The 22,510-nt window shown below is 65.3% G+C and carries 20 protein-coding genes; all 20 read left to right on the top strand.

Annotation, left to right across the window (positions count from 1 at the left end):
- Nucleotides 1-483: sigma-70 family RNA polymerase sigma factor (locus VFP86_02080; protein HET8998413.1), on the top strand; the 483-nt coding region annotated here is incomplete at its 5' end.
- On the top strand, nt 480-821 hold the full coding sequence (locus VFP86_02075; protein HET8998412.1) for a MerR family transcriptional regulator: 342 nt from the start codon (nt 480-482) through the stop codon (nt 819-821). The genes VFP86_02080 and VFP86_02075, both read left to right, overlap by 4 nt.
- Complete coding sequence (locus VFP86_02070) at nt 818-1,192, top strand: hypothetical protein (protein ID HET8998411.1); 375 nt, start codon at nt 818-820, stop codon at nt 1,190-1,192. The genes VFP86_02075 and VFP86_02070 overlap by 4 nt, the downstream gene beginning before the upstream one ends.
- 39 nt (nt 1,193-1,231) lie before the next feature.
- Entirely contained in the window at nt 1,232-1,600 is a 369-nt protein-coding gene (locus VFP86_02065; GenBank protein HET8998410.1) for a roadblock/LC7 domain-containing protein, read from the top strand.
- 62 nt (nt 1,601-1,662) lie between these two features.
- Entirely contained in the window at nt 1,663-4,020 is a 2,358-nt protein-coding gene (locus tag VFP86_02060) for an ATPase, T2SS/T4P/T4SS family (protein HET8998409.1), read from the top strand.
- 183 nt (nt 4,021-4,203) lie between these two features.
- Complete coding sequence (locus VFP86_02055) at nt 4,204-5,754, top strand: DnaB-like helicase C-terminal domain-containing protein (protein HET8998408.1); 1,551 nt, start codon at nt 4,204-4,206, stop codon at nt 5,752-5,754.
- A 55-nt stretch (nt 5,755-5,809) separates the two neighbouring features.
- On the top strand, nt 5,810-7,507 hold the full coding sequence (gene gspE / locus VFP86_02050) for a type II secretion system ATPase GspE (protein HET8998407.1): 1,698 nt from the start codon (nt 5,810-5,812) through the stop codon (nt 7,505-7,507).
- 85 nt (nt 7,508-7,592) lie between these two features.
- Nucleotides 7,593-8,744, top strand: a complete 1,152-nt coding sequence (locus VFP86_02045; protein HET8998406.1) for a type IV pilus twitching motility protein PilT — start codon at nt 7,593-7,595, stop codon at nt 8,742-8,744.
- 40 nt (nt 8,745-8,784) lie between these two features.
- On the top strand, nt 8,785-10,002 hold the full coding sequence (locus tag VFP86_02040) for a type II secretion system F family protein (protein ID HET8998405.1): 1,218 nt from the start codon (nt 8,785-8,787) through the stop codon (nt 10,000-10,002).
- Between the two features lie 78 nt (nt 10,003-10,080).
- A complete protein-coding gene (locus VFP86_02035; GenBank protein HET8998404.1) occupies nt 10,081-11,619 on the top strand; it encodes a glycosyltransferase family 39 protein in 1,539 nt (512 codons plus the stop codon).
- Entirely contained in the window at nt 11,616-13,136 is a 1,521-nt protein-coding gene (locus VFP86_02030) for a glycosyltransferase family 39 protein (GenBank protein ID HET8998403.1), read from the top strand. Before VFP86_02035 ends, VFP86_02030 begins: the two co-directional genes overlap by 4 nt.
- Before the next feature lie 224 nt (nt 13,137-13,360).
- Entirely contained in the window at nt 13,361-13,774 is a 414-nt protein-coding gene (locus tag VFP86_02025; GenBank protein ID HET8998402.1) for a prepilin-type N-terminal cleavage/methylation domain-containing protein, read from the top strand.
- Between the two features lie 264 nt (nt 13,775-14,038).
- Nucleotides 14,039-14,422 carry a type II secretion system protein gene (locus tag VFP86_02020; GenBank protein HET8998401.1) on the top strand — a complete coding sequence of 128 codons (384 nt, stop codon included), beginning with the start codon at nt 14,039-14,041 and terminating at the stop codon, nt 14,420-14,422.
- Nucleotides 14,423-14,594: 172 nt separating this feature from the next.
- Nucleotides 14,595-15,002, top strand: coding sequence for a type II secretion system protein (locus VFP86_02015; protein ID HET8998400.1), 408 nt, complete (start codon nt 14,595-14,597; stop codon nt 15,000-15,002).
- Nucleotides 15,003-15,094: 92 nt separating this feature from the next.
- The gene (locus tag VFP86_02010; GenBank protein HET8998399.1) at nt 15,095-16,648 is read left to right on the top strand and encodes a glycosyltransferase family 39 protein; all 1,554 of its coding nucleotides are present in this window, start codon (nt 15,095-15,097) and stop codon (nt 16,646-16,648) included.
- The gene (locus tag VFP86_02005; GenBank protein HET8998398.1) at nt 16,645-17,457 is read left to right on the top strand and encodes a glycosyltransferase; all 813 of its coding nucleotides are present in this window, start codon (nt 16,645-16,647) and stop codon (nt 17,455-17,457) included. The genes VFP86_02010 and VFP86_02005 overlap by 4 nt, the downstream gene beginning before the upstream one ends.
- Before the next feature lie 95 nt (nt 17,458-17,552).
- Nucleotides 17,553-19,265 carry a hypothetical protein gene (locus VFP86_02000; protein HET8998397.1) on the top strand — a complete coding sequence of 571 codons (1,713 nt, stop codon included), beginning with the start codon at nt 17,553-17,555 and terminating at the stop codon, nt 19,263-19,265.
- A 14-nt stretch (nt 19,266-19,279) separates the two neighbouring features.
- Entirely contained in the window at nt 19,280-20,509 is a 1,230-nt protein-coding gene (locus VFP86_01995; GenBank protein ID HET8998396.1) for a glycosyltransferase family 1 protein, read from the top strand.
- A 6-nt stretch (nt 20,510-20,515) separates the two neighbouring features.
- Nucleotides 20,516-21,787: a glycosyltransferase family 4 protein gene (locus VFP86_01990; protein ID HET8998395.1), complete on the top strand. Its 1,272-nt coding sequence runs from the start codon at nt 20,516-20,518 to the stop codon at nt 21,785-21,787.
- 75 nt (nt 21,788-21,862) lie between these two features.
- On the top strand, nt 21,863-22,510 hold a 648-nt coding region (locus tag VFP86_01985; GenBank protein ID HET8998394.1), incomplete at its 3' end, for a 3-hydroxyacyl-CoA dehydrogenase NAD-binding domain-containing protein.

The raw sequence follows: 22,510 nt of genomic DNA, 5'->3' as shown, positions 1-22,510 counted from the left end.
TGGGTGCGGAAGCTCTACGGGGAACTGACCGATGCCGTCGCGGAATTGCGGCAGACCCTGGGCCGGACCCCGACGCTCGGCGAGATCGCCGCGCGGATGAACCTCACCGAGAGCGGCGTCCTCGAGATCCTCCGCGCGCACGATCGGTCTTGTGTCCACTCCATCAACGACCTCGTGGAACGTCAAGAGGTCCGCCGCGACGTGATCGCCCACCAGCGATACGTGTCCTTCCAGTTGCCGGTCGAGGACCGCATCGTGCTCCTCAAGGCGGTGGAACGCCTGGCCGACCTCCAACGGAAGGTGGTCTATTATCTGTTCTATCAGGATCTCACGCAGAGCGAGGTGGCCAAGCGCCTGGGCGTATCCCAACGGCACGTCTCCCGGGTGCTCGCCGCCGCGCTCAAACGGTTGGGCACGCATCTGGAGTCGAAAGAGGACGAGAAGCTGGTGGACGGTGCCATGGAGGAGGTCAGAGAGCCGTGAAGACGTCAGACGATCTGCCCATTTATCCCATTCGGACTGTGGCGTCCCTGTCTGGGGTGGACGCACGGCGCCTGCGGAGTTGGGAGGTGGAGTATCAACTCCTCCGGCCAGCCCGCACGAAGGGCGGGCACCGGCTGTACTCGACCCGGGACCTTCGTCTCGTCCAGTGCATTCGGCGTTTGGTGGAAGAGGAGGGCATGAGCCTGCAAGGCGTCCGGGCTTGGCTCGCCGCTCAGCCGGATCTGGACGAGGCGCACGCGGCGGTCACATCCCGCTCCCGCTCGCCCGAACCGGCGGCGGCAGTTGGCCCGGCCGGGACGGGGAGGCGGGGTGAATGAAGAAAGCCCGGGAAGTCCTCGGCGCCATGGTGGCCGGGACTGACGGGGTCTTGGCAGCCGGGCTGATCGGGATGGATGGCGCGCCGATCGAAGTCCTCAAACTTGAGGCCGGATTCCCCGCGGAGAGCGTCAGCCAGGACGTCGTCACGGCGGCGAAGCTCTTTTTGTACATGTGCCGCAAGGCCGAGGGGGGCTCGCTCGATCACATGATGATGAGTTGCGAGCGGTTCACCGTCCTGGCCGCGGTGCCGGGTCTCAACCATTGCGTGGCGCTGTTTCTCAGCAACAAGGGCAACCTTGGAAAGGCGCGAGTCCAGTTCCGGCGCTACCTGCCGGAACTGGTCGGAGCCGTCGAGTCTGCGGCGGGCTAGGCGGGGCGACGCGCAGCAATTCGAGGAGGTGAACGACAGGTGACGACAGCAGCGGCGAGTCTCAAAGATGTGCTGGGCGATTTGACCAAGAAGCCCGGTGTCATTGCGGCGGTGGTCGTAAGCCGCGATGGGTTTGTGATCGAAGGCCTCACCTCCGAGGAGGAACTCGACCTGGATGCCCTCGGAGCCCTGACCAGCAGCGCGCTCATCGGATGGGAATCCATCGGCGCAGACATGTCCGCCGGCGGCCCCCAGATGCTGCTCGTCGAGTTCGAGTCGGGACCGATCTCGGTGTCCCCGGTCGCCGGGGACGCGGTCCTCGTGGTCATGGGCAACCGCTTGTGCAACCTTGGGCGGATGCGCATCGAAGTCAGTCGAGTACGCGAGGCCGTTGCCGCTTGCTTGTGAGGAATCCTCCGTCCTCCCGAACAACCGACGACGAGTCCGCCCTGCCGGGCGAGATCGCAGGTTTGCTCGACGTCTATCGGCATGCGCTCCACCTGACCGAGGGAGACGTCGTCCTCGACGCCGCCGTGTGGTTTCACACGGGGCTGGCCGCCCGCGCTGCGGGAAGAGCGGACGGCGCAATGGCCTGCTTCAAGAAAGTGATCGAGGTGGACCCGGAACAACCCCTCGCGTATTGGGAGCTCGTTGATCTCTACATTCAGCAGCAGTTAGAGCCTGCCGCGGTTGTCGTCCTGAGCGCCCTGGGGGAGCGGATGGCCGGCCGCGGGCTCTGGCTCGGGGCGGTCGCCGCGTTGAAGCGGGCGAGCGAGCTTGCCCCCGACGACGTCGACGTCCTCAAGTCCCTCCGGGATGCCTACGGCTACGCGGGAAAATCCAACGAGGCGGCCGCCGTGCAGTCCCTGCTGCAGACGCTGAAGCCGGGTACGCCTGCGGCCGCCGACCCCGTCGCCGCGCCTGCGCCCACGCACGAGAAAGACCTGGGGCCGCCCGCCGGGCGCACGGGTCCGCCTCCCAGTCGCCCCGTCGAGCCCCCCCAGCTCTTCGACCCCCCTGCCGCGACGAAGTCCGGCGGACCGCGCAAGCCCGCGCCCTCCGGGGCCCCGCACGCGCTCCCGAGCCGCGTCCGATCGGTCGAGGGCGGCAAAGGCAGGAAGGCGCGGGAGCCGCTCCTCGGCGAGATCTGCGTCGCGCACGGGTGGGTCACGGACGAACAGGTGAGGAAGGCCGCGGACATTCAGCGGCAGAGCAACGCGCGATTGGGCCGGATCCTGGTGGAGATGGGGGCTATTACGGAGCAACAGCTCTCCCAGGGGCTGGCCGAGCAGTGGGGCCTCCGCTATACCGATCTCGCGGACATGTCCGTGGATTCGGAGATCGCCCGGTTGATTCCATCGTACCTTGCCCGCCGCCATGGGGTGGTGGCGATCGGCCGCGACGGCAGCCGGCTCGTGGTCGCGATGTCCGATCCCTCGAACGTCGTCGCGATCGACGATATCCGCCTCCTCACCGGCCTCGAGGTCGACGTCGTCATCTCGAGCAGCGCCGACATCGACCGGGCCCAGGGCCAGGTGTACGGGGGTGGCGGCGAGATCGAGGAAATCTTGACCCGCACCGGCCTCGAGCCGGAGATCACCGATGTCGAGCGCGCCGATGAAACCAACCTCGAAAACCTCCGCACGGCCGTCGAGGAAGCGCCGATCATCCGGGCGGTCAACCAGATCCTCAGCCAGGCGATTCAGTCCGGCGCGAGCGACATCCACATCGAGCCGCAGCGAACCGAAGTGAAGGTGCGGCTTCGAATCGACGGCGTCTTGTTGGACCTGATGAATCCGCCGAAGTCCGTCCAGGCCCCGCTGATCTCGCGCATCAAGATCCTCGCCGATATGGACATCGCGGAGCGCCGTCTGCCGCAGGACGGGCACATCCACCTCCGGGCCGAGGGCAAGGAGTACGACATGCGCGTCAGCACCCTGCCCACGGTGCTTGGGGAGAAGGTCGTACTCCGGATCCTCGATCAGAGCAGCACCAAGGTCGCCCTCCATGACATCGGGTTCGCGCATTCCATTTTGGAGACCTGGGAGGGTCTGATCACCAAGCCCTATGGGTTCATTTTGGTCACCGGCCCCACGGGAAGCGGGAAGACGACGACGCTGTACACCTCGCTCGCCAGGATCAACACGGCGGAGCGGAACATCGTGAGCGTCGAGAACCCGGTCGAGTACCAGATCCCTCGCGTCAACCAGGTCCAGGTGAACCCGAAGGTCGGCCTGACCTTTGCCAGCGGGCTCAGGACGATCCTGCGGCAGGACCCGGACGTCGTGCTGATCGGGGAGATCCGGGATCGTGAGACCGCCGAGATCGCCGTGCAGGCGTCCATGACCGGACACCTGGTGCTCAGCACGATCCACACCAACGACGCCCCGGGCGCGGTGGTCAGGCTCCGCGACATGGGGATCGAACCCTTCTTGATCACCTCCTCGTTGATTGGAGTGCTCGCGCAGCGCCTCGTCCGGGTGATCTGTTCGAAATGCAAGGAAGCGTATGTGCCTCCCGCTGACGCGCTCAAGCGCCTCGGCGTCGACGCCGAGCGCGCCGAAGATGTGCAGCTCTTCCGGGGCCGGGGCTGCGAGGTGTGCCGGAAGACCGGCTACAAGGGTCGGATCGGCGTGTTCGAGCTCATGGTGATGACCGACCGGCTCCGGGCCCTTGCGGTCGGCGGCGCGGCCACCGAGCAGTTGCGGGACGGGGCGATCGAGGAAGGCATGCGGACCCTCAAGCAAGACGCCATCCGGAAGGTCCTGGAGGGGGTCACGACGTTTGAGGAGATGCTGCGGGTCGTCTTCGTCAGCGAGTCGATGTAGCGGTGGCGGAGTCCCGGGAGTGCGCGGGGTCGGCGTGCGGGTCCGTGTCCGAGTTGGTGGCAATTCCGGGCACATTACTGTATACTAACTCGCACCCTCTCGGTCCGAAACGCGCGTTGTGGCTGACCGTGCGTCTCTTGTGCGGGTGATCGGCAAGCGGGCTTTCGCGTCAGGAGGGGAGTAATGGATTACGAAGACATTGAAGCCCAGATCCTAAAGGGTTTCGTGCGGGACCGGCAGCTGATCACGATCGCCCTCAACGAGGGGTTTACGCCTGAACTCCTGCCCTCTCCTGTGGCCCGGCGGCTCTGCAACGCGTTGATCGACCTGTATCTCGCGCGCGGCGGCGAAGTGATCAATGATGTCACCGTGCGCAACCATCTCGAGTCTCGGGGCGTGCTGAACGCCGAGATGGAGCACTACCTGCGGGCCGTCCTGGCGATGCGCCCGCCCGACGCCGGCCGGATGATGTCGTACGTCGATTCCCTCCGGAACCGCGACAGCCGCGAGCGGCTGCAAACCATGCACGACCAATTGGGCGGGTATTTGGGCGGGACCGACACGGGCGGCCGCGGCGATCTGATCCAGTTCACGACCGACATGATCCACACGCTCATCGAGCTCCAGAAGCGGCGGGTACGCCAGCGGATCGGCCCGGTGACCAGCGTGCTGACCGCGCTGACCGAGGACGCCGCCCGCCTGGCGGGGGCCGGCGGGATCCTCGGCTTCTCGATCGCCCCGTTCGAGCGCCTGAATGCGTTGTTGTCAGGCCTGCGGCGGGGTTTCTACTACGGCCTCGCGGGCGCGCCGCGGCGCGGGAAAAGCAATTTTGCGCTCGAGCTGGCGACGTACGTCTCGTCCAACCATCGCGTGCCCTGCCTGTACTATTCGTGGGAGCAGACCTCCCGGGTGCTCGCGGCGCGGTTGTTTGCCAAGGAGACCGGCATCGATCCGGCGACGATCCTCGTGGGCGGAAAACCCGGCGGCGACCCGATTGCCCCCCAGCTGGAGGCCGCACAGGAGCGGATGTCGCGGTACGCGCCGTACCTCTACCTCATCGAGGGGAGCCGGCAGGACACGCTCAGCCGGATCCGCACGCACGTGTACAACGTGATGCAGGAGTTTCAAACCAACGACGTCGTCATCTTCCTCGACTACCTGCAGAAGATCCCGCTGGACGAGTACGTCGAGGACTGGAAGGCGCGCAACGACCTGATCTCGACCGCGCTGGCGGAGATGAGCCTCGAGCTCAACATCCCGATCTTTGCGATCTCCCCCCTCGACAAGGAGGGGTGCCGTCTCGACGAGCGCCCGGCGGAGGCCGAGGCCGAGTACTCGCAGTTCGAGCGGCCCACCATGCATCACAGCATGGGGAGCGGCGACCTCGAGTACGACCTCGACGTCGCGATGGTGATGGCCAAGGATTGGAAGGCCACCGGGGAACTTCAGCAGTTCCTGCAGACCCGCGCCAAGGCATCGAATATCGACCCCGACACCGTCCCGCACATCGACATCGTGAACCTCTTTGTCGACAAGAACCGGGACGCCCCGGCCAGCGCCTCGTACATCGTCCAGTACGCGTTCTTCGTGACGCTCAACAAGTTCATCGAGCTGGACTACAAGCTGGAGAAAGAATACCGGGCGGATTTCCACGGATTCGCGAAGCTCCAGCAGATCTACGCGTACCTGCTCGACACCGGGTTCCTTGCGAATCCCGAACCGGTGCGGACATGACGGCCGCAAGGCACGCCGGCGCCGCATCCGAGCGAGCGTAGGGCGGAGGGATCGAGTGGCCACCACTTCGCGGCGGAGAAAACTGCTTGGCGAAGTTCTCGTCGAGGCCGGGCTGATCACGGCCGATCAGCTCACCGAGGCGATGGAGCTGCAAAAGCAGAGCAAGGAACGCCTGGGGCGGGTGCTCATCGGCATGGGCATCGGCACCGAAAAAGACATCGCGCTCGCAATCGCCAAGCAGCTCGGCCTCGAGTTCGTTGACCTCGATGACATCGTTCCGGACGAGACGGCGCTCCTCGTGCTGCCCGAGCACCTGGCCCGGCGGTATCAGCTGATCCCGCTGGGCGCCGTCGACGGCAAGCTCCGATTGGGGATGGTCGACCCCCTGGACGTGGTCGCCCTGGACGACGTCCGGCGTCAGCTCCGGCAGGATATCGAGCCCGTGGTCATCTCGCACGACGGGTTCCTGCGGGTGCTGAACCAGTACCCCGCGCTCGACGACAGCATCCGGGCCATGATCAAGGACATCAAGACGGACTCCGCTGAAGAGATGGGGCTCGAGGGCCTCCGCAAGTTGGTCGACGAGGCGCCGGTCGTCCGCCTCGTCAACTCCATTATCGTCCAGGCGCTTCGCCAGCGCGCCAGTGACATCCATATCGAGGCGCAGGAGACGCGGGTGCGGGTCCGCTACCGCATCGATGGCTCGCTGTACAACGTCATGACCCCACCCCGCCACATCCACGCGGCGATCATCTCGCGGATCAAGATCATGGCGGACATGGACATCGCCGAGCGCCGCCTCCCCCAGGACGGGCGGATCCAGCTCAAAGTGGAGAACAAGGAAATTGACCTGCGGGTGAGTACGATCCCGACGGTGTTCGGCGAGAAGGTCGTGATGCGGATCCTCGACAAGAGCCAGACGCTGGTCAGCATCGAGAAGATCGGGCTCCTCGCCGAAAACCGTCAGCGGTTCGAGTCCATGCTCACGAAGCCGTACGGGATCATCCTGCTGACCGGACCGACGGGCAGCGGGAAGACGACGACCCTCTACACCATTCTTAACAAGCTCAACTCGACGGAGACCAACATCGTCACGGTCGAGGACCCGGTGGAATACCAGCTCGCCGGCATCAACCAGGTGCAGGTGAACCCCAAGGCGGGCCTCACGTTCGCCAACGGCCTCCGGTCGTTCCTCCGGCAGGACCCCGACATCATCATGGTCGGTGAGATCCGCGACGAGGAGACCGCCAGGATCGCCATCCACGCCGCCCTGACCGGCCACCTGGTGCTGAGCACGTTGCACACCAACGACGCCCCGGGCGCGGTCACCCGGCTCGTGGACATGGGGATCGAGCCGTTTCTCGTCGCGTCGTCGCTGATCGGCGTGATCGCGCAGCGCTTGGTCCGAATCCTGTGCGACAAGTGCAAGCAAGTCTACACGCCGCCCGCGGAGGTGCTGCAGCGCCTGGGTGCGACGATGCTGGCCGGCGACGGCCAGGTGCCGATCTACCGGCCGGTGGGATGCGAGTTCTGCACGAAGATCGGGTACAAGGGGCGGAACGGGATCTTCGAGATCATGGTCATCGACGATGTGATCAAGACGTTGATCACGAAGCGGGCGTCGATTACGGAGATCAAGGAGCAGGCGGTGAAGGCGGGGATGTGGACCCTCGCGGAGGATGGGCTGGAGAAGGTCATCCTCGGGTCGACCAGCCCAGAGGAGGTCCTCGATGTCGTCTTCGTCAGCGACTAAGGGGAACGAGTCTATGACGGCGCGCAGCGATTGGGAAACGCGCGACTCAATACGGCACTCATTATCTTAGAGCGGGGGGATCCTGATGCACATCAACGAATTGCTCAAGGAAACGATGGACGCGCAGGCGAGCGATCTTCACCTCACCGCCGGCCGAAAGCCGACGATCCGGGTGTGGGGGAAGCTCCAGCCGCTCGAGCACCGCGAGGTCCTCTCCCCGGAGGACACCTCGCAGCTGGCGTACAGCATGCTGAACGCCTTCCAGAAGCAGAAGTTCGAGAAAACCTGGGAACTCGACCTGTCCTACGGGGTTCCCGGCCTGGGGCGGTTCCGCGTCAACCTGTACCGCCAGCGGGGCGCGACCGGCATCGCCATGCGGTCGATCCCCTCGGTGATCCCCTCCATCGAAGACCTCAACCTCCCGCCGATCTTGCGGGATCTCTCCCGAAAGCCGCGCGGGCTGGTCCTCGTCACCGGGCCGACCGGACACGGCAAGAGCACAGCCCTCGCCGCCATGCTCGACGCCATCAACTCGGAGCGGGCGGCGCACATCGTGACCGTTGAGGATCCGATCGAGTACCTGCACGACCACAAGAAGGGCATCGTCAACCAGCGGGAACTGGGATTCGATACGCAGAGCTTTCCCAACGCGCTCCGCGGCGTGCTGCGCGAGGACCCGAACGTCGTGATGGTCGGCGAGATGCGGGATCTCGAGACGATCTCCGCGGCGCTCACGATCGCCGAAACCGGCCACCTCGTGTTCGCGACGCTGCACACCGCCAACGCGGCGCAGAGCATCGACCGGATCGTCGACGTCTTCCCCCCCTATCAGCAGCAGCAGATCCGGATCCAGCTGGCCTCCGTCATCGAGGCCGTGATCTCGCAGCAGTTGCTCCCCAACCATCGGTACGCCACCAGGGCGTCCGGCGCCCACACGGACGGGCACCGGCGGGCCGCCGCGTCCACCGCGACGATCCAGCGCGTCTGGCCGACCCTCGACGAGATCGGGCGCGTGCCGGCGGTGGAGATCATGATGGCCACGCCGGCGATCCGCAACCTGATCCGCGAGGCCAAGACCCATCAGATCGAGTCCGCCCTGCAAACCGGGGGCCAGTACGGGATGCAGACGATGGATATGGCGCTGGCCGATCTGGTCCGGCGCCACTTGGTCAGCCACGAGGATGCGCTCGCCCGGGCGATTCACCCCGACGAGCTCCGAAAACTCGTCCACGTATGAGGCACAGCTGCTCGTATCAGTCTTATGGAGGGTAGGCGCCATGCCTGTGTATGAGTACACCGCCCGGGATCAGACCGGGAGAGTGCTGGCGGGAGCGATCGAGGCCGAAAGCGATCAGACCGTCACGCAGAAACTTCGCGAGATGGGGTTCTTCATTACGAACCTCCAGCGCAAAACCGAGCCCGTGGGAGTCGGCGAGTACTTTGCCCGGTTCCGGGGGATCGGCCTCAAGGACCTGGCCGTCTTCAGCCGGCAGTTCGCCACGATGGTCAACGCCGGGTTGTCGCTGGTGCGGACCCTGTCGATCCTCGAGGAGCAGACGCAGCAAAAGCAGCTCAAAGCGGTGATCGAGGCCGTCCGCGTGGACATCGAAGGCGGAGGCACCTTGAGCAGCGCCCTCGGAAAGCACCCCCAGGCCTTCAGCAACCTGTATGTGAATATGGTCAAGGCCGGTGAGGCCGGCGGTGTGCTGGACGAGGTCCTCATCCGGCTGGCGGCCTTTCTGGAGAAGGAACTGGCGCTGCGCCAGAAGATCAAGTCGGCGACCACCTACCCGATCCTGCTGGCCACCGCCGCGATCGCCGCGCTGCTCTTCATGACGGTGGTGATCATCCCGCAGTTTGCCACGTTCTTCAAGGAGTTGGGGTCCAACGCCGAACTGCCTCTCCCCACCCAGATCGCGATGGGCGTGAGCATGTTGATCCGGCGGTTCTGGTGGGCGCTTGCCGTCGCGATCGTCGCCTTCATCTATGTGCTCCGCATGTATGTGCGCACCCCGGCCGGCCGGGCGAACTACGATAACATCAAGCTGCGGCTCCCCATCCTGGGGCCGGTGAACAAGAAGATCGTGATCGCCCGATTCAGCCGGACGTTCGGGACCCTGGTGGCGAGCGGCGTCCCCATCATGCAGGCGCTTGAGGTCGTCGGTAAGGCGATCGACAACGTGGTCATTGCGCGGGCGATCGAGGCCGTGCGCACGAGCATCCGCGAGGGCGAAAGCATCGCGATCCCGCTTGCGGCGAGCGGTATGTTCCCGCCCATGGTGGTGCAGATGGTCAAGGTCGGGGAGGAGACCGGGTCGCTCGAAACCATGCTGACCAAGGTGGCCGACTTCTACGACACCGAGATCGAGAACACGGTCGCCAGCCTGACCTCGATCCTCGAGCCCGTCTTGATCGTGGGCATGGGGGTCGTGATCGGGGCGATGCTGATCTCGCTGTATCTTCCCATCTTCAACCTCGCGCTCGCGGTCAAGTAGTGACGCCGTCTACGGCCGGGCCGCGTCGATCAGACGCGGCCCGGTTCACTTTGTCCGCGTGAAATGAGGCTCGCGCCGGTGGCTGATATTCCGCCTGGGGTGCCTGGCCCCGCCGCCGCGCCGGCAGCGCCGGGGCGCCGGCAGCGCCCGTCGTTCGACGCACGCATCGCCCTGGTGGGGCTCCTCGCCCTGGCCGCAGGCCTGCGGTTTGCCCTGCTTGCCCAGAACAGTGTCTGGCAGGACGAAGCCTTTGTCGTCTGGGTGGCCCAACACCCGTGGAACGCCATCCCGGGGCTCCTTCGGTCCGTTGATCAGCACCCACCCCTCTATTTCCTGCTGATGCATCTGTGGATCGGCGTGGCCGGCCCGGGCGAAGCCGCGATCAGGGTCCCGTCCGCGTGCTTCAGCCTGTGTTCGGTCTGGTTGACGTATGTGCTCGTCCGTCGTGTCTCCACCGAGACCGTCGGTCTCCTGAGCGCGTTGCTCGTCGCCGTCTCGCCCTTGCAGATCGCGGCGGCGCAAGAGGCGAGGATGTACCCGCTCCTGGGCGCGTTGGCTCTGGCCTCGACGCTCGCGCTGCTCGGCAGTGTCGACCGGGGCGGCGCGGGTCGGTGGGCCGGGTACCTCGCCACTTCGGCCCTCATGGTGTACACGCACTATCTCGGGGGCCTCGTCCTCCTCGCCCATGGGATCTGGGTGGGCTGCTGTGCGCGTCGACACATCGGGCGTTGGGCGATGTCCATCGCGGGCGTGGCCGTCCTGTACGTGCCGTGGGGGCCTGCGTTCCTCGAGCAGATCAGGAACGGACACAGCTACGGGTGGTATCACAACCCTGCGCTGTACATGAATCTCAATGATCTGTTGGGATTGTGGGCGTTCGGCGGGTCGTTGTTCGGCATGGCCGGCTATTTCTTTACCGGGAGGGTGGGGCCGGTCGAGCAGCTCATCGTGTTGTTGCCATTCCTCGTCCTCCTTTGGCGCGGGGGGACGGCGTTTGCCGCGGCCCCGCGTTCGTTCGCGCTGCTCGGATTGCCGCTGCTCGTGACCATCGGGGTCGCGTTCATCGTGTCGTGGGCGCATCCGATGTTCATCCCCCGTTGGTTTTCCTTCGTGCTGCCCTTTCTCACCGCGGTGCTTGCCCGAGGCGTTTACGACGTCGCAGAGCACGTCGAGGTCCCGAAGGAGCGGCTGATCCCGCTCCTCATTGCCGCGCTCCTCCTCTACCAGGTGCCCGCCCTGGATCGCTACTATGCCGATCCCGGGGCCCGGCCCTTCCAGTGGCGCGCGGCCGCCCGTCTGGTCAGGGCACTGGAGAGGCCCGATGACGCGCTCGTCTACGTCGGAACATCGGCCGCGATGCCCTTCAAGTACTATTTTCGAGATCCGGTCCCATCGCTGGAACTCGCCCCGGGGGATCGCGTCACGCTCACCGATGCGCAGATGCGGCAGCTGGCGGTCCAGCATCCGCGGGTCTGGCTCATCACCACGATTCCCTTCACCGCGGACACGCGGGACCGAATCTTAGGGGCGTTTGGTGCTGAATATCATCCGGTCGGCCTGCGCCAGTTCTCTGGAGCGATCGTGTATCTGCTGGCTGCGGGGCACATCGCGAAGTGACCGATCGAGTGGACGGCCTTTCCGAACCCGCGGGGGGAGCCAGGCCGTCGTCTCACGCCGGCACGGGGATGCTCCTTGGAGGGATCCTCCTCCTCGCCGCGTGTTTGCGGTTTGCCCTCCTGGGCCAGCACAGCCTGTGGTCCGACGAGATCTTTGTCGTGTGGATCACCCGGTTCGCCTGGCGGGACCTCCTCCACGTCGTCGCGGCCGTCGATTTCCATCCGCCGTTATACTACCTGCTGATGAAGGCCTGGATCGGGGTGGCGGGCACAGGAGAGACCGTCCTCCGGATCCCCTCCGCGGTCGCGAGCGTCCTGACCGTCGGCTTGACCTATACCGTGATGCGGAAGGTGGCCCCGGTCCCGGTCAGCCTGCTCGGAGCCTTTCTGGTGAGCGTTTCACCGTTCCATATTATGGCCGCGCAAGAGGCCAGGATGTATCCCCTCGCGGGGGCGCTCGTCGTTGCCTCGACGTGGGCCATCGCCGACGCCGTAGAGCGGGGGAGCGTCCTCGGGTGGATCGTCTATGCGTTGCTTGCGCTCCTGACAGCGTACACATCGTACCTGGCCGTCCTCGTGCTCGTCGCGCACGGCGCCTGGATCGCCGGCTGGAACCGCCGGCACCTCCGAGGGTGGCTGGCGGCGCTGGGGGCGGTGGGATGCCTCTACGCGCCATGGGCGCCCTCGCTGTGGACCCAGGTCGGCCAGGCTCACGGTCTGTCGGAGACCGCGCTCCGGCTCGGCGATCTGTTCGGACTCTTCGCCTACGGCGGCGCCCTCTTTGGGGCCGCCGGATACTTCTCGGCGGGCCGGCTCGGCCCGCTCGAGCAGATCCTCGTGCTCTTGCCGTTTCTCGTGACCCTCGCGTTCGGGGTGGTCTCCTTTGGTGCCAACCGGCGCGGTCTCGCCCTCCTCGGATTGCCTCCGGTCATGACGATCGGCGTCATGGCGGCGGTGTCGCTTGTCACTCCGATCTTCATCCCCCGGTGGTTCTCCATCGTGCTGCCGTTCTGGGCGATGTTCCTTGCCGGTGGGATCGTGTGGCTGGCAAGCACGGTCCGATTCCATCCACGAGCCGTAGCGGCGTGGTGGACCGTGGGGTTGCTGTTGTACTCGCTTCCGGCGCTGCACCAATACTATCTCGACCCCGCGACCTGGTCCTTTCGGTGGCGGGCCGCGGCCGCTCTCGTGGCCCGGGTCGGTGGACCCGATGACCTCTTGCTCTTCGCTGACTTGCCGGGCGAGGAGACCTTCAGGTACTACTTCCGAGAGCGCCGTCCGTCGTTGATCCTGGCCCCCAGGGGCGGGCCCGAGATCGACGCGCGGGCGCTCGCGCAGGCACGGGGTCTCGCTGGGGCACACCGTCGGGTGTGGCTCGTAGTGAACGGTCCAGTTTCTGCTCAACTGCGAGGGCGTGTCCTCCCCGCGCTCGCCAGCGCGTTTGGCACGTCCGTGTTCTATGACTTCTCCGGCGCGGAACTGTTCCGGTTTGAAGGGCACCGCGAACCCGGGCCATGAATTTCGTGATCTGATCAGGACCGCGCAGGCGAGCCGGGCGCGACAGCTGTGCGCCTTGGACGGTACCATCCAACGCACTTGCTTCGATTGATAGGGCCAGCCTCGTCCGACTAACGAGCCTTCTGTTCATTCGAATCAGGGAAGCCCCTCCTCTCGACGGTAATTCACCCGGCGAGATGCTCACCCGGCTCTCGGGTTGGGCGGAGATCAAGGAGGGGTGCAAGGTGCTCTCATGGGCCCGCAGGCAGTTCCATGGAAGTTCCAAGGGCTTTACACTCATCGAGTTGGTGGTGGTGCTCGCCATCTTGGGCATCTTGATCGCGCTCGCGGTGCCGCGGTATCTGGCGGCCCGGAAATCCGCGTACAGGGCCGAGGCCGATAACGTGCTACAGGAAGCCAAGTCGATGGAGTGGGCCTACTACCAGCAGTACAACCTGTTCGACACGACGGGGACTTCGATCGGCCTAGCGACGCCGCGGGGCATGCACTGGGCGGCGCCGGACTTTGGCGGAGCCGTTGACGGATCGGTGTCGATCCAGATGACCGGATGTGGCGGCTGCAGCCCGATCACCACCGGAGACAGCGTGTGGGTCCTCCTCTATAGCGATGGGTCATCGGCAGGGGGGTCGTCGTTCTAGACCCGCAACTGGCGCTGAACTTCGGTGGTTGATATGTGAAATTGACGAGTAGGTATACAGCTGGTCACGCGGCCGGGGAATCTATCCGGCCGTGTGTGCTTAGTGTCGAACGTCGTTCACCGGGGGATGGTTCACGGCCCGCCTCACACGTCTGAAAGCCCATAAAAATGGGCATTCTGAGAGTAACGGCAATGGTTCCGAGGGGAAATGAGGCAGAGGGGATGAGAGGGTGAGACGGCGGTGGGTACCAGGGGGTGGGGGAGTGTGGTACGCAAGCGAGGTGGCTTTACACTAATCGAACTGGTGGTTGTCCTTGCGATTCTCGGGATCCTGATTGCCCTGGCGGTTCCCCGCTACCTGGGGGCTCGCAAGAAAGCGTACAAGGCCGAGGCTGAGAACGTCCTCCAGGAGGTACGCACCCTGGAGTGGGCCTACTATCAACAGTACAACTTGTTCGACACCTCGGGGACCTCGATCGGTTTTGCGGCCCCCGGCGGCATGCACTGGAACTCGCCGACGGTCACCGGAACGGCCCCCGCGCTCGTCACGATCATCATGTCCGGCTCCGTCTCCCCGTTGGCCTCCACCGACTTGGTCTCGGTCTTGATGTATAGCGACGGATCTTCCGCAAGCGGCTCGACGTTCTAGTGCCCCCCATGTTGGGGGCAGGCGAGTCTAAAGGATACAGGTTTTGGGCATCAAAAGGGACGAAGAATACTCAAGGGGTGGAGGTGATCGAGGACCTGAGGATGGGGGAAGGCACGAGAGGACGCACTAGCAGGACGATGGACTAATCAGACAAAAAAGGGAGGTACGTCTAGTGTTTGCATGGTTTCGCAAGACCCTAAATCGCCGGGAGCACGGCTTCACGCTGATCGAGCTTGTCGTCGTGCTGGCCATCCTCGGCATCCTGATCGCGCTCGCAGTCCCGCGCTACCTGGGCGCCCGTAAGAAGGCGTACAAGGCAGAGGCGGACAACGTCCTCCAGGAGGCGAAGACCCTGGAGTGGGCCTACTACCAGCAGTACAACCTGTTCGACATTACCGGGAACAATATCGGCTTGGTCACGCCGGGCAACATGCACTGGGCGAGCCCGGCCATCACCGGGACGACGAACGCGCTCGTCACGATCATCATGTCCGGCACCGTCTCTCCGTTGGCGGCAGCCGACATGGTTTCGATCTTCCTGTACAGCGACGGGTCGTCCGCAGGCGGCTCCACGTTCTAAATCGACGATCCGCTCAACACGCTCAAGCGGCCGGGCCCACGGGTCCGGCCGCTTGAAGATTTGTAGCCGCTTTTCGCGCCGGAGGTTCCGGGATGCCCAAGGGCAGCACCTTGAGAGCGTCATGGATCGCCGCTGCCGTCATCCTCGTGGTCGCCGCCGAGGCGCGGTTCCTTGGGCTCACCATCCACAGCCTGTGGTTTGACGAAGCGTTCAGCGTCAATCTCGCCACCAAACCCGTCTGGGCGGTTCTGCGGTTCCTCCCGGACAACGACACGCACCCACCCCTGTACTACGTCCTGCTCGGCGGTTGGATCCACATCTTCGGCTCGGGCGAGACCGCGGTCCGCGCCCTCTCGGCTCTGATCGGCTTCTTGATGGTCCCTCTGCTGTATGCGTTCGCGAGACAGCTGGTGGACGGCGACGTCGCGCTTGTGGCGGCGGCGCTGCTCGCGGGATCGGCGTTCGCCACCACAGCGGCGCAGGAGGCGCGGATGTATCCGCTGCTGGGTCTGCTGGCGTTGGCCTCGTGGTATTCACTGCGGCGCGGGGTTCAGCACCGGACGTCCTGGCCCTGGATCGCCTATGCCGTGACCTCTGCCCTCATGGTGTACACGCACTACTTCGGCTTCTTGGTCATCGGGTCGCAGGTCCTCTACCTGATCCCGCTGGTGCGGCGCGATCGCCGAACGCTCACCGCGGCGGCGCTCTCACTGGGGATCGTCGCCCTCCTGTTCGTTCCGTGGGTCCATGGCTTCGTGATGCAGGCGACCTCCGGGAAAGCGGAGCCGACGTTCCGGGTGCCTGTCGGTCTCAGAGCCGTCCAGGACCTCCTGGCGCAGTTTGGGTTTGGCGGGGAGCTGCTCGGCACGGGCGGCTACCACCACGTCGGGGTCGTGCCCCTCTGGCAGGAATCGCTCATCGTCCTGCCGTTCTTCGTGCTCCTCGTGCTCGGCACGTATGCCATCCGGGGGGAACGGGCATGGTGCCTCCTCTGTTATTTGGTCGGGCCGGTGGCGATGGCGCTCGTGGTGTCGTTGCGCGATAATATTTTCTATCCAAGATACTTCTCGTTTCTCGAGCCTCCGTTCGCGTTGCTGGTGGCCGCGGGGATCGATGTGGTCGCGACGCGCATCGCGCGCCTGGGCCATCTTCGCGCGCCAGGTCACCCCACCGTGATGGCCGGCTTCGTGGCCATCGTCTTGCTGGCGAACGGCCCGGTGCTGAACGGGTACCGGTGGCACCACGCGGGGGATTATGATTGGCGCGGCGCCGCGGCCGTCGTGTCCAGGGTGGCGGGGGCGAACGATTACCTCCTCTTCATCCCGGGGTTTGCGCGCATCCCCTTCGAGTATTACTACAAGGGGCATTTAGGTAGATACGAATTGACCCCTGTGGAAACCTATCACATGGCACGCAGCAAGACGTCCCCAGTCCCAAGTGTGGACAAGGCGTGGGCGCGGTCCATCGCGGAGGAGCACCAGCGCATCTGGATCGTGGCGACCGTACCGATGACGCCCGCCTCGTTCCGCAGGCTCGAGGACCTCTTGAACGACAGTTTCATCCCCGGGAACGAGTGGGACTTCAACAACGTCTACGTCTTCTCGCTCACGAGCCGGCTGTACGGTGGGGCGGCGAGATCCAGATGAGGGGCGAGCGCCGCCGTGGTTCCTCGCGGACCGCGTCCACCGCGGCACCGCCACCGACGGTGTGGCTGGCCCTCCCGGCCTACAATGAGGCAGACAACCTTCCGCCGCTGCTCAGCCGCGTCCATGCGGCGTGGTCCGGGCGGTTCGTGTTCCACGTGTTGGTTGTCGACGACGGGAGCCGCGACGGCACGGCCGCCGTGGCAGAGACCGCCGCTCAGCGTCTCCCGGTCGAGGTCATCCGGCACGACCGGAACCGCGGCCTGGCCGCAGCGATCCGGACCGGCATTCAGGAGGCCTGCCGGCGCGCTGCCGACGGCGATGTCATCGTCACGATGGACGCCGACAACTCGCACCCCCCAGAACTTGTGCCGGAGATGTTCACGCAGCTCGAGGCCGGCTATGATCTCGTGATCGCCTCGAGGTTTGTCCGCGGCGGAAAAGAAGAAGGGGTGCCGTGGCGTCGCCGGATGCTGAGCCGCGCGGCCGGCCTGGTGTTCAAATGCGTGTGCCCGATCCCAGGGGTGCGGGACTACACGACAGGGTTCCGAGCGTACCGGGCCGCCCTCCTCAAGGAACTGTTGAGCATCTACGGGGACCGTTTGGTCGAAGCTCAGGCGTTCTCCGTGATGACCGAGATTCTGTTGAAGGCTCGGATTGTGCGCCCCCGGATCGCCGAGGTACCCCTCGTCCTGCGGTACGACCTCAAGGAAGGGGCGAGCAAAATGCGGCTCGGGAGGACACTCCGGGACTACGCGCGGCTGCTCGGCCGGGAGGTCCGGCCGCGCAAACCTGCTCGGCCCCTCCCATGATGGGACCCTCGTCCTCGGTGGTCAGCCTTCCGCCGCCCACTCTTGGAGTCGCCCCGGGGGCGGCTCAGTCACGTCCGCAAGCGGACAGCAGGCGCGTGTTGGTCATCGTGCTGCTGGTCTGCCTCGCCGCCCAGGTGGTGGTCGGGCTCATGCTCGTGCGGTCCGGCGGGTTTTGGTCTCCTGATTCGGCGGTGCGGTTCGTCCAGGTCGAGAGCCTCCTGCGGTCCCACTACGGCGATCTCGCGGTCCCGTATCCGGCACAGGCGATTGATCCCCAAGGGATCTACTTCCCAATGGGAAGGTGGTTCCACGCTGGCAGCGCCGGCCGGTTCTACCTTTCATACCTCCCGTACTTCTCGATGGCATCGGCATTGGTCTACCGGCTCCTTGGGTTCCCCGGCTTGGTCGTCCTCCCGGCAGCCGCCGTGCTGGGAACCGTCTGGATCACTTACCACGTGCTGAGGCGCCGCGCCCCCGATCTCGCCTGGGCGGGCGCGCTCGCGGTTGGGCTGGCATCCCCGGTCTTCGTCTATGGCGTGGTTTTCTGGGATCACACGCTCGTCGTGTTCCTCGCTGCCGGTGCGCTCGCGCTACTCTGTGGAGAGATCGACCGTGCCCCGAAGATCGCATTCTGGCGGATGACCGCTGCCGGGGTGCTCCTCGGACTCGGCGTCTGGCTGCGCAACGAGGTCTATCTTCTGGCTCTCGCCGTCGCGGTGGCATGGCTGTACGCCGCGCCCCGCGGCCGCTTTCGGGGGGTCCTCCTCCTGATCTCTGGGGCGGCGGTGCCGGCTCTGGCGTTGTGGGCGCTCAATACCCACCTGGTTGGGAGCCCGTTCGGGTGGAAAGGGAACGACCTCATCGCGACCAGGGTCGGCGGTGCCGCCTCCCTGGCGTCGGGCGGTGCCCACGCGGCAGTATGGCTCCGCGAGAAGATGGGCAACGCCTACTATCAGCTCGCGTCGCCCGACTTCTATGCGTTTAACCCGTCAGCTGTGGCGGTCGGCCTCGCCATGACGGTCGCGTTGCTGCTGGGTGGGGGGCTCCTCCGGATGGGCGTCCGCAGACAGTCCCCCGGGATGATCGTGGCCGGGGCGATCGCCGCCGTGGGAACGGGTGTCCTGATTCTTTCCGGCCGAACCGTCGTGTCCGGCCTGCTCCCCGCAGCCCCCATCGTCGTGCTCGCTTTCCTCACAGGGCCGGTTGCTCCCTGGGAACGCTTCCTGTGGGGGACCAGCGCGCTGTTTTGCGCCGAGGTCATCGTCACCGGGACCCATGGGGGGATGCAGTGGGGGCCGCGGTATCTGTTGCCGATCCTGCCGCCGCTTGTCTGGCTGGCTGCCGCGGCGTTGGCACGGGCCCGCGCGGCCGCACCACCCCTCTGGCCAACCCTCCGCCTGGCTGCCGCGGCGCTCGCGGCGGTGAGCCTCCTCCTCCAAGCGGCAGGGGTCGATCAGGTGCTCCAGGCGTCGGCCCGCAACGCCCGGATCAACGGATGGCTGCGTGGGGTGTCCGCCCAGATCATCATCACACCACTGGAATGGTTGACGCTGGGGGCCGGAGGCGTGTACTTTGAGAAGGACCTCATGCTCGTGCAAACTCCGGAGGCCCTAAGCGTGCTCGTGCAACACCTCTCTCAACAGCATGTCACGCGGTGGGCCTATGTCCCATTCTCGGGGTTGACGTTCTCGCCGATGGCCGTCGCCAGGTGGACGGACGGTCGCGAGTGGCGGTTCCGGCCCGTGGGGGACCATTTTTACGAGGGGCTTCGTATCGTTACCTACGCCGGTTCTCCCCGTTCACCATGAGCCCGACCACCCGGGTGTCGGGACCCCGCGCCAAGGATTTTCCACCGGCCGTGCGATCGTCCGCCGCACGGCTCCGTATCGGCATTGACCTAGGGCTCTGCACCGCGGCCTACGGCGGGATCGGCCGGTACGTCGAGGAACTCACCCGAGCGCTCTTGTCTCGATCAATGGACGAGCACAATCAGAACGAGTTTGTGCTGTTTGCGGGGGACAAGAAGCCGGCCTGGCTCCTGGAGATGCTCGCGAGCGCGAGCGCCGATCAGGTGGCCGGCCGCGCCTTGCTGGACACGCGGTGCACGGGCCCGTGGCATTCCACAGTCCGGGGTAACGTGTTTCTGGGTCCCCAACTCTCTCGCCTCGGCATCGGCGTGTTCCATGCCCCAGACACGCTCGGGTTTCCCTTGACCGCGTCGCGCCGGATTGGTCGCGTGGTCACGATCCACGACCTGATTCCCCTGCTGTTTCCAGAGACGCTGACCCGCGGACACCGCTGGATCCGCTGTGCCGTGCTGCCCGCCGTGGTACGGCGGGCCGACCTGTTGATCGCGGACTCGCAGGCGACGGCACGGGACGTCATGGAACGCTTTCCAGACGCTCGGGAGAAAACCCGGGTCGTGCATTTGGGCGTCGATGCCCGCTTCGCTCCAGTTCCGGCGGATGTTGTGGCGAACGTCCGGCGCCAACTGGGGCTCCCGTCCGAGTACCTGCTCTATGCCGGGGTGATCAACCCCATCAAGAACCTCGAACGCCTCATCGAAGCCCATGCGATCGTGCGCGCGGAGACCCGGGAGATACCTCCGCTCGTCATCGCAGGGCGGAGCGGATGGCTGGTCGATGGGATCATGCGCCGCGCCCGAGAGTTGGGTCTCGGTGGCCACGTGCGCTTCTGCGGGTTTGTCCCCGACGGAGCCCTGCCCGCCCTGATCACCGGCGCCAGCGCGTTCTTGTTCCCATCGCTGTACGAAGGGTTTGGGCTTCCCATCCTCGAGGCCATGGCCTGCGGCACGCCGGTGGTCACGAGCGACTGTTCGTCGATGCCGGAGGTCGCCGCCAATGCGGCCGTGCTTGTCGACCCGGCGCGCCCGGACGCCATTGCGGACGGCATCCGCAGGGTCTTGGCCGACGACGCGCTGCGGGCGACGCTCAAGGGCCGGGGCGCGGCGCGGGCGCGGGCTTTTCCCTGGGCGGCGACGGCAGCACGGACCCTGGACGCCTACCGGGAGGCGGCGGGGGCTGTCGTGTGAGGCAACGTGCCGCGTAACATCCTGCACACGCCCGGCGTCACTGGATTAATATGGGTCGGTCCGGCCTTCGAGGCCTCAGGCTACGGAGCCGTCTCCCGTGCCTTCGTGTTTGGTCTCACCGATGCAGGACTGCCGGTGCGGCTGCGCATCGTGGGGGCAGATGACCGGAAGCTTCTCGAGCCGGGGGTGGGGGACCGGCTTGTGAGGTTGCGTGGCACCGATGTGGGACCGTACCCGGCGGGGCTCGTGCATTACACGCCGGATTTTTATCCTCGTGTCTGCTTCAAAAATGTCGTGCGGCGAATCGGCTACACGATCTTTGAAACCGACCGGATCCCCGAGAATTGGGCCGTTGGTTCTCAAAGTGTGGAGGAGCTGTGGGTCCCATCACGGTTCAATTACGAGACCTTCTCGGCTTCAGGAATCGATGCGGCGAAGCTGAGGGTGTTTCCGTACGGGGTGGACACGGAGTTTTTCAAGCCCGTCACAGATCGGCTGGAGATCGACGGCCGCCGCGGATTCTGCTTCCTCTACGTCTTCCCGTTTGACTGGCGGAAGGGGTTTGATCTCTTGCTGGAAGCCTACTGCGCGGAATTTCACGCACGTGATGACGTCACCCTGGTGCTGAAAACCCAGTCGGATCGGCATTCTGGGGCAGAACTCGAGCGGCTCGTCCGCGGGTGCCTGCCCGCCTCATTTGCTCGACGAACGGACCTTCCGCATGTCGCCGTCATCGCGCGGCGCATGGACGCCGTGCAGCTCCGCGCACTGTATAACACGTGCGACCTGTACATTTCTACGGAGCGCGCCAGTGGGTGGGGGATGCCGTGTATGGAGGCGATGGCGATGGGCAAACCCGTCGCCGCGATCGGCTGGGGCGGGAGCACCGAGTTCCTGAATGAGCAGAACAGCCTCGTCATCAAGCCGACCGGCCGGCTGGTGCCTGTTGATGTGCGGCTCGCCGAGATGCGTCGGATGTACCGTGGGCACCGATGGGCGGAGGTCACGGTGGACGAGGTTCGCCGCGTGCTCCGGCTGGCCTACGATCATCGGGGGGTCCTCCCCGGACTGGCACGTCGAGGCATGCACGATGTCAGAGACGGATTTTCGCAGGCGAGGGCGGCCGGCCGCATCCACGATTATCTCCGTTCCTTGCCGGTGAGACCCGCTGGGCACCCCCACGTGGAGGTGCGTCGATCCATGGGGGCGAGACGCGCAGCGCGGACGGCGTTGGTGAGACTGAAAACCACCATGCTCAATCGCCTCGCCCGTAGGTAACACCGCTGCCCACCCGTAGTCGCGACGGCGTCTAAACAGTAACGCGTTGGGGCAGAAACCACTACAGGTGAGACGATGAAGCCTTCCCATGCCCCGGCATCAAGGGTTCTAGAAGAAGTTCCGGCGCGGACGGCCCTGTCAGTCATCGGGCTCGGCAAGCTGGGGGCGTGTACCGCCGCATGCCTTGCGGCTCGCGGGTATGACGTCACCGGCGTCGACATCAACGAGGACTCCGTGAGGGCAATCAATCGGGGGGAAATGCCCGTCTACGAACCGCAATTGCAGGAATTCATCACCTCAGCGGGTGAGAGGCTTCGCGCTACGACTCAATACGCGGACGCGATGGCGGCATCCGTCATCACGTTCGTGATCGTGCCGACGCCCGTACAGCTTGATGGCCAGTTTTCAGACAAGTACCTTGTGGAGGCGTTGACGCATCTTTCATTAGCATTTCGGCGGACGCAAAAGCCGTACCACGTATTTGTGATTACATCAACCGTGTCGCCTGGGACGACAGATGAGCGCCTCATCCCATTGATAGAAAGCGTTTCGGGCAAGGCGCTCGGCAGGGACTTCGGCGTCTGCTACAATCCTGAATTCATCGCCCTGGGCAACGTCATCAGAGACTTTTTGAATCCCGATATGGTGTTGATCGGCGAGAGCGATCGCCGCGCCGGAAGTGAGTTGGCGTCGATCTACCGGCATGTCTGCCAAAACGAGCCA

It is taken from the genome of bacterium (genome assembly GCA_035703895.1).
Taxonomy (GTDB): domain Bacteria; phylum Sysuimicrobiota; class Sysuimicrobiia; order Sysuimicrobiales; family Segetimicrobiaceae; genus Segetimicrobium.
Note: the sequence above shows the minus strand (reverse complement) of the source record. Positions and strands in the feature narration are given on the sequence as shown.